This is a genomic window from Okeania sp. SIO1H4 (genome assembly GCF_010672695.1).
Classification (GTDB): Bacteria; Cyanobacteriota; Cyanobacteriia; order Cyanobacteriales; family Microcoleaceae; genus Okeania; species Okeania hirsuta.
Genome location: NZ_JAAHGB010000133.1, coordinates 1 through 7,341, shown reverse-complemented (window position 1 = coordinate 7,341; position 7,341 = coordinate 1). Strand labels below are relative to the sequence as shown.

Here is a 7,341-nt window from a genome sequence, read left to right as displayed (position 1 = left end):
AAGGAAGAAGGAAGAAGGAAGAAGAAAGAGGGAAGAGGGAAGAAGGCTACCCTCGCAAGAAAAAACCATCATTTCCTGTAGATATTCACCCTTGGGTTTACACAAACGATATAAACGGACATGATATGAAAAAATATTCTGGAGCTGAGTTTAGAGGCAGGAGGCAAGAGGTATTTACAGCAAATATTTGTCTCAATGTTATAATACTCTAGTTCATTATACAGTTTATTATATAAGGTAATTTGTAAGCATTCAGCTATTAGCAGTCAGCTCTCAGCAATAAAAATGAATGAAGTAAGTACTAGTTTAACTTATATCATGTTCGGATGATCACTGATAATAAAACCAGAATCATTACAGTAGATGTATTCAAAGTTGATGGCCAAAAAGATGGCGATATAGCTGCCGCACTTGCTCCGCCAACGCCAACTACCTTTATGTTCAAGCGATCGCTTATAATTGAATAGCCCTAGTTTGAGGCCACCAATGGAAGCAAGTTAGTCCTTGTATTAAATCATGCTGTTTCATTAGTTGTTGGCACCGAAAGACTAATAGTTCTTCAAGTTCATCTCAAGAAAGGGGAGAGCTATTGGCCACAACTTCATTAGTTAAAGGCCACAAACGTTCTGCTGGTTGTAGTTCTGGTGACTTGGCAGGTAAATAGATGAAATCCAAACCCTCTGGTATCTTCAAGCTGTGACTGGTATGCCAACCGGCTTGATCGATGACCAGCAGAACTCTTTGATTCTTTCCCAGACAATATTCACTGGCAAAATCATCTCAAACTTGATTCAATATTTTTGTGTTGACATGGGGTAGAATCCACTCTTTTAGTCTCTCCTGCCAATCGGGTGTACAAACCCATACAACCACATCCACAATGAGCTGTTGCCTGCGCACAGCGCTATACCTGCTTTCCGGTCAGTTCATATCATGTCCGTTTATATCGTTTGTGTAAACCCAAGGGTGAATATCTACAGGAAATGATGGTTTTTTCTTGCGAGGGTAGCCTTCTTTCCTCTTCCCTCTTTCTTCTTCCTTCTTCCTTCTTCCTTCTTCCTTACCTTTGCTATACAAGACCGATGCTACCGGACATGATATCACTTAACCAATCGGCTACTTGACGACCGTTCCACAATCCACCATCTGGTGATTTTTCACAGAGAACTTGCCACAGTTGGGCTTGCTGTAAATCTGTTAATATTGCCTCCTGCCCTTGGTTGTGATGTTGCCCGTCTCCCAAACTTTTTGTGCCCCATTTGTTGTAGCGTTTGACTAACTGATAAATCCAAGTTCTACTGTCACCAGTGACATGGGCCACTTATCATGGTGTTTTTCCTGTCACTAATAACCAAATTATTTGGTAATGGGTACGTTCGGTGACATTTGTCGCCTGGCGATCATGAACCAGTAACTCTTGAGCACTTAGGTAGTTGGCGTTGGCGGAGCAAGTGCGGCAGCTATATCGCCATCCTTTTGGCTATCAACTTTGAATACCTCTACTGTAATGATTTTGGCTTTATTATAAGTGATCATCCGAACATGATATTAATTCGATATAAAAAAATTTTCATCTTCACGAGCGCCATTGCCAAATATTTCTAGAACTCCCCATCCCCATCTCCCACATCACACCCAAGATACTCAAAAGTTACTTTTGCTTTGCCCGTAGCGCTATATTGCTGCACTCAAAAGCAGATGAATCTAGTTGTTAGATTCACCTGCTTTCAAGATTAATAATTCTGACTAATATAAAGTTTGAGTTAGAACTTAGAACAGAGGGTAGTGGTGTAGAAGTAGTGATATCCAAAACAAAGTCAAGTAGTCAAGGGAATATGATTTATTAAAAACTAAGAATTTAAGGTACTTTCTGTTAAGAGTTAAGTGTTCCTTATTCCCTACCTTGCTCCCTAAATCACTTGATTTAGAGGATTACCCGACCAGATCAACATGACTGTTAAGATTAAAGCCAGATTCATTTTCGAGAATAGCAATAACTTTGTCACCATTAGCTAACAATTGACCTTGTTCATTAAAGCTCAAATCACTCAGACTACTAAAACCATAGTGAAACCTATTAATACGAATTCGATCTCCTTCAGAAGCAGTGAAGTCAAGAATCTTGTCAACACCACTAAAGGCATCAAAACGCTCAATGAAAGCAAATATATCAGCACCACCACCACCAATTAAAACATCACTATCTTCAAAGCCTTGCAGAAGGTCGTTACCATCTCCTCCTAGGAGCAGATCGTCCTGCCACCCACCTCGGAGAGTATCGTTGCCTCCACCGCTATACAGGTAATCATTACCACCAAGACCTCGCATTAATTGATTGCCGGAGTTGCCGATGAGAACATCATCACTACCTTCTGAACCGTCATTGTCTGTTTGTGAACCCAAAATCTCAATTTGTTTTAAGGCATCTCCTACTTGATTTTTAGAGATATTTTCTAGAATGGCAAGATCCCGATCGCCAAGAGTAATAGTGAGAGCATTATTAGTTTCTGAATGGGTAAAGTTTAAGCCTAAGGAAGGATCGGAGTTATCACTAATAGCATCCAAATTCTTTTTCCATATCTCAATCTTATCTCCTTCAGCAGGAGTGAAGTCCAGGATGCGGTCGGGAGAAAAGTTGGTTCCATATTGATTGAGACTAAAAGTATCAGCACCAGTACCACCAATTGCAGTGTCACCTTGTTGAGAGGTAATGATGCTATCGCCACCATCTCCTCCTAGTACAACATCCCTACCTCCAAATAATGCGATGTTATCGTTGCCTGCATGACCATTGACAAGGAAAGTTTTGGACATATTTTGGCTTGAAAACTGACTCCTAAGTCCTGCCTAATCATTTATAACTATTTAACCGGACATCATATAACAATGAAAAGACGAAATGTACTGCGTTTAGGAACATTAGCAGCATTGGGATGGAGTGCAACTTACGCACTCAAAGCCTGTAGTCGGTTTTCCTCTTCTTCATCTGTTAAATTATCCCTTGAAGAGACTCGCGGTTTAGAATCAGCAAGCGTCATCGGAACCGATGCTTACCACTTTCTCAAAGATGTAGGTAAAACATTTTCCGGCATGACTATACGATTGATTACAGAAGATGTACCCAGTGCCCAAGTTGCTTGGAAATTAGTTCAAGAAGAATTTATTCCCCTAACAGGAATCAAAGTGCAATGGGAGCTATTACCCCTCGAACGTGTCTTGGGACGGATCGAGCAAGACATTGCCAGAGAAACCGGAATCTATGACATCATGTATTGCGATCGAGATTGGGTCGGTCGTTTTGCTAATATTGCGGTCAAACCCAGATATTTGCTAGAGAACACTGACTTACAATATCCCAACTACAATTTTGAGGATTTTTTCCCTTCTTTGGTTGCTAATATGTCTTCCTATAAAGGACAGTTGGTAGCAATCCCCTATGACATCCCCATCTTTATCATGTTCTACCGCCAAGATATTTTTGAAGAATTGGGGTTGTCCGTCCCGACAACAATGACAGAATATTTAGCAACAGCGCAAATTATTAACGAAGCAAAAAAACCTCAAGTTTATGGAACAGCAGGACAGTGGAAGGTAGGGCATAACAGCTTGCTTTGCAATATGACCGCTTGGCTATGGTCTCATGGGGGGTCGTTTTATCATGGGGATGGAACGCCAGCTATTAACGACGAGCGGGCGATCGCGGGAATGGAATATTTACTAGCTCAACGACAATATGCTCCTCCCGAAGCATTAACCTGGGATTGGTATGGGGAAGCAGAAGCCTTTCGCCAAGGTCGGGTAGCTATGTTAATCTCTTGGGCAGAGTGGTTTCCATGGTTTGAAGCATCGCCGATGTCTCAAGTGTCAGGACGAGTCGCAACTGTCCGATGTCCCCAAGAAATTGCCCTGCGTTCTTACCGCGAATGTGCTTTTGGGGAAGTTCCGGGCATCAGCCATTGTGGAGGCAGCAGTTTGTTACTATCTCGTTATAGCAAGCAACAAGAAGCAGCATGGGTGTTTCTGCAATGGCTCACAAGCGCAGACACGATGACCAGGGTAGCAATATTGAGCAACACCAACGGCGTTCGTCGCAGCACCTATAGAGATCCTCGATTGAGAGTTGGGTTTGGAGCGCAACCAAATGTTGTTAAGTATTTCGATGTGACTCTAGATGCTATTGAAAGTCGTATGGGAGTGGAACCCCACCTTCCTAATTGGATCGAACTTGGTTTCAATCGCTTTCCTGTGGAACTTGGAAAATTAATGACTAATCAACAGAGCATTAAAACTACTTTGGACAATATGGCGCAAGCAGCCGCCCAAGTAGCACAAACCCTATAATAGACTTATTGCAAAAGTTTTAATTAAATCAATGTAAGACATGAAATAAACAATTTTCTCCCCCCTATTCCCTATTCCCTATTCCCTATTCCCTGACTAATGAAACTTATCCCTCGAAATATTCGTCCTCTAAAATACTTCTTCAAGAATTACAGCTTACGCTATCAACTGTTAGGCTTATTTTGCTTCATTTCTCTAACTCCTCTTGCCGGCTTTGTTTGGTGGAATCACCAAACCACACGAAGGGCTTTGATTAAATCGGCTAATCAATCCCTGAATGCTGCTGCTTCTCAAACTGTAGCAAACATTGATGCGTTCGTTAGTGCCAATTTAATGGCAATTGTTACCGAAGCGCAACAAGAAACCCTTGCCTCCTATTTGAAAACTGCACCAAGCACTTCTCCTGCCCTAAAAGAACAAGTCCTCAACACCCTAAATACCTTGATTGCCAAAGATAAAATATTTTTAGTGTCTTCGGCTATTCTTGATACCAATGGGCAGAATCTGCTTGATACCCACTTTCCTCAGATCGGACAAGATGAGTCAGAGCGCGACTACTTCCAAGTTACTCTAGTAACAGGAGAACCTTTTGTATCCAACGTAGAATTTTCTGAACTTGATGGCAAGCCTTACTTGTACTTCAGTCAGTCAGTCCGCGATCGCGAAACTGGAAAAGTCGTTGGAGTGTTACGCAGTCAGTACAGCGCAACCAAACTCCAACATATCGTGTTGGAAAATAATAATTTAGCTGGTTCTTTTTCCTTTCCCATTCTGCTCGACGATAAAAATTTACGCTTGGCACAAGGATATAGAGATGATGGCAACCTACCGGAAGAACTTCTATTCCAATTTCTCGCTCCTCCAGAAGCTGACACGATTCAGGAGTTACAGGCAATTTATCGCTTGCCCCCTTCCATCCCTAACGCAACTAAACTTACCAAATTTGATGAATTTGCTGCGAATTTTAGCCCCGAGCGCCCCTACTTTGATACTATTCTTTCTGAAGAAAAGAAAGTAAAATATGCTGGAGCGCTAGAAGCTACCCAAACCATATCTTGGAAGGTCGCTTATTTGCGACCGAAATCTGTTTTTCTCCAACCCATCAAAATTCAAACCCGAAATAACCTCCTCCTTGCTTTTGGAACGACAATTGCTGCAATTGGCGTGGGATTTGGCATGGCACATGTTATTTCTTCTCCCATTGGCAGCTTGACAATGATTGCCAGGCAAGTTGCCGATGGTAATTTAAACGCTCGTGCAGACATCGGATATGGCAATGAAATTGGCGAATTGGCTCGTACTTTTAATACCATGACCCACCAACTTAAGGAGTCTATCGAGTTACTGGAACAACGAGTACAAGAGCGAACAGCTGAACTAGAAGAGCGAACTGTCGAGCTTAGATGTGCCAAAGAAAAAGCAGAAGTGGCTAACCAAGCTAAGAGCGAATTCCTTGCCAATATGAGTCACGAGTTACGCACCCCCCTCAATGGCATTCTCGGTTATGCCCAGGTATTGAAGCGATCGCCCGCTTTACCCGAAAAAGAAAAAGAGCAAGTCGAAATTATGCACAAATGTGGCAACCATTTGCTGGGCATGATTAATGACATCTTAGATTTAGCCAAGATTGAAGCGGGCAAGCTCGACTTGATTCCAAAATCAGTTCATCTAGCCTCCTGTTTACAGGGGGTTGTGGAAGCCTGCCGAGTTCGTGCAGCCCAAAAAGGTTTGGAGTTTGTCTATCAGGTTGAATCAGGGTTACCCGAGGGCGTTGAAGTGGATGAACAGCGACTGCGCCAGGTGTTATTCAACTTGTTAGGCAATGCCATTAAATTTACTAACCACGGCACCGTGACCTTGCAAGTATGGGCTGCTGTAGCCCTCAATTCAGATCGTCATCGCCTGAGATTTGTGGTGAGTGACACTGGAGTAGGCATTGCCCCAGAATATCTCAAACGGCTGTTTGAGGCTTTTATGCAAGTAGGCGATCGCCAAAAGCAGTCGGAAGGTACAGGGTTAGGCTTGGCCATCAGTCATCGGATTGTGCAATTGATGGGGTCAGATATTAAAGTACAAAGTGAAGTTGGTAAAGGCAGTCAATTTAGCTTTGAGATCGTTGTGCCCTTAGCCGCTGAGTGGGAGATGCCCCCAACCAACCTGCACAACCACACCATTGTTGGCTACACCGGAGAGAGACAGCGACTGTTGTTAGTAGATGATCGTTGGGAAAATCGCAGCGTTTTAGTGAATCTGTTGGGTCCTATTGGCTTTGAAATGGTCGAAGCGGAGGATGGTCAACAAGCACTGGAAAAGCTGCAAGAGCAGCCCTTTGATTTAGTGATTACGGATTTGGCTATGCCAGTGATGGATGGGTTTGAACTACTACGGCAGGCGCAGCAGTGCCCAAACTTGCAAGCTCAAAAAATTATTGTCTCTTCTGCTTATGTATCGAAGCCAGACCAAGAACTGGCCTTGAAGGCCGGAGCGAATCTCTTCCTACCCAAACCCATTAATGCGGAAAAACTGTTCCAGCTTTTAGCGGAGGAGCTAGACCTAGAGTGGGAATATGCTGGGGATGATCTGGTGGAGGGAACCACCTCTGAGGTAGAGGTAGGGATAACAATACCACCTATAGAACAACTGCGAGCAGTGTATGAAGCTGCAGAGGCAGGAGACTTTCGTCGCATTCGCCGACAGTTGGAAGGGTTAATGGCAGAGGAAGCAGAATATGAAGCATTTGTGTCACCGCTGTTGGCACTAGCAAAAAAGCTCAAAACCAACGAGATTAAGACAATACTAGCTCAGTATGTGTAGACGAAATAGCTGACGTAGCCATGATAGATAGCGCTATAGTGACTGAAATCCATTTCCATATCGAGGATGGGAAGATCTCAAACAAATGACCCGATCGGTTACGTGTTCCTCCACCTCAACATGGGGAGTCTGACCCACTCGAACAAGAAAATTGGAAAAAAAACTGGATTTAAAAGTTAAATTTCT

General features: G+C 43.1%; 7 protein-coding genes. 3 read left to right on the top strand and 4 right to left on the bottom strand.

Annotation, left to right across the window (positions count from 1 at the left end; genetic code table 11):
* Positions 1–212: hypothetical protein (locus F6K06_RS32830; RefSeq protein WP_287323349.1), on the top strand; the 212-nt coding region annotated here is incomplete at its 5' end.
* 358 nt (positions 213–570) lie between these two features.
* Here the strand turns inward: F6K06_RS32830 and F6K06_RS32825 are convergent.
* The 4 genes from F6K06_RS32825 to F6K06_RS32810 form a co-directional block, all read right to left on the bottom strand.
* A complete protein-coding gene (locus F6K06_RS32825; RefSeq protein ID WP_287245117.1) occupies positions 571–735 on the bottom strand; it encodes a transposase in 165 nt (54 codons plus the stop codon).
* A 186-nt stretch (positions 736–921) separates the two neighbouring features.
* Entirely contained in the window at positions 922–1,077 is a 156-nt protein-coding gene (locus tag F6K06_RS32820) for a hypothetical protein (protein WP_287245114.1), read from the bottom strand.
* Positions 1,070–1,321, bottom strand: a complete 252-nt coding sequence (locus F6K06_RS32815) for a hypothetical protein (RefSeq protein ID WP_287245112.1) — start codon at positions 1,319–1,321, stop codon at positions 1,070–1,072. The genes F6K06_RS32820 and F6K06_RS32815 overlap by 8 nt, the downstream gene beginning before the upstream one ends.
* A 611-nt stretch (positions 1,322–1,932) precedes the next feature.
* Positions 1,933–2,814: a calcium-binding protein gene (locus F6K06_RS32810; RefSeq protein WP_287245109.1), complete on the bottom strand. Its 882-nt coding sequence runs from the start codon at positions 2,812–2,814 to the stop codon at positions 1,933–1,935.
* Between the two features lie 72 nt (positions 2,815–2,886).
* On the opposite strand from F6K06_RS32810, the gene F6K06_RS32805 reads away from it, so the two are divergent.
* Together F6K06_RS32805 and F6K06_RS32800 are read left to right on the top strand one after the other, a co-directional pair.
* Positions 2,887–4,341 carry an extracellular solute-binding protein gene (locus F6K06_RS32805; protein ID WP_287245106.1) on the top strand — a complete coding sequence of 485 codons (1,455 nt, stop codon included), beginning with the start codon at positions 2,887–2,889 and terminating at the stop codon, positions 4,339–4,341.
* 99 nt (positions 4,342–4,440) lie between these two features.
* Complete coding sequence (locus F6K06_RS32800; RefSeq protein ID WP_287309015.1) at positions 4,441–7,155, top strand: ATP-binding protein; 2,715 nt, start codon at positions 4,441–4,443, stop codon at positions 7,153–7,155.
* Positions 7,156–7,341: the final 186 nt, after the last annotated feature.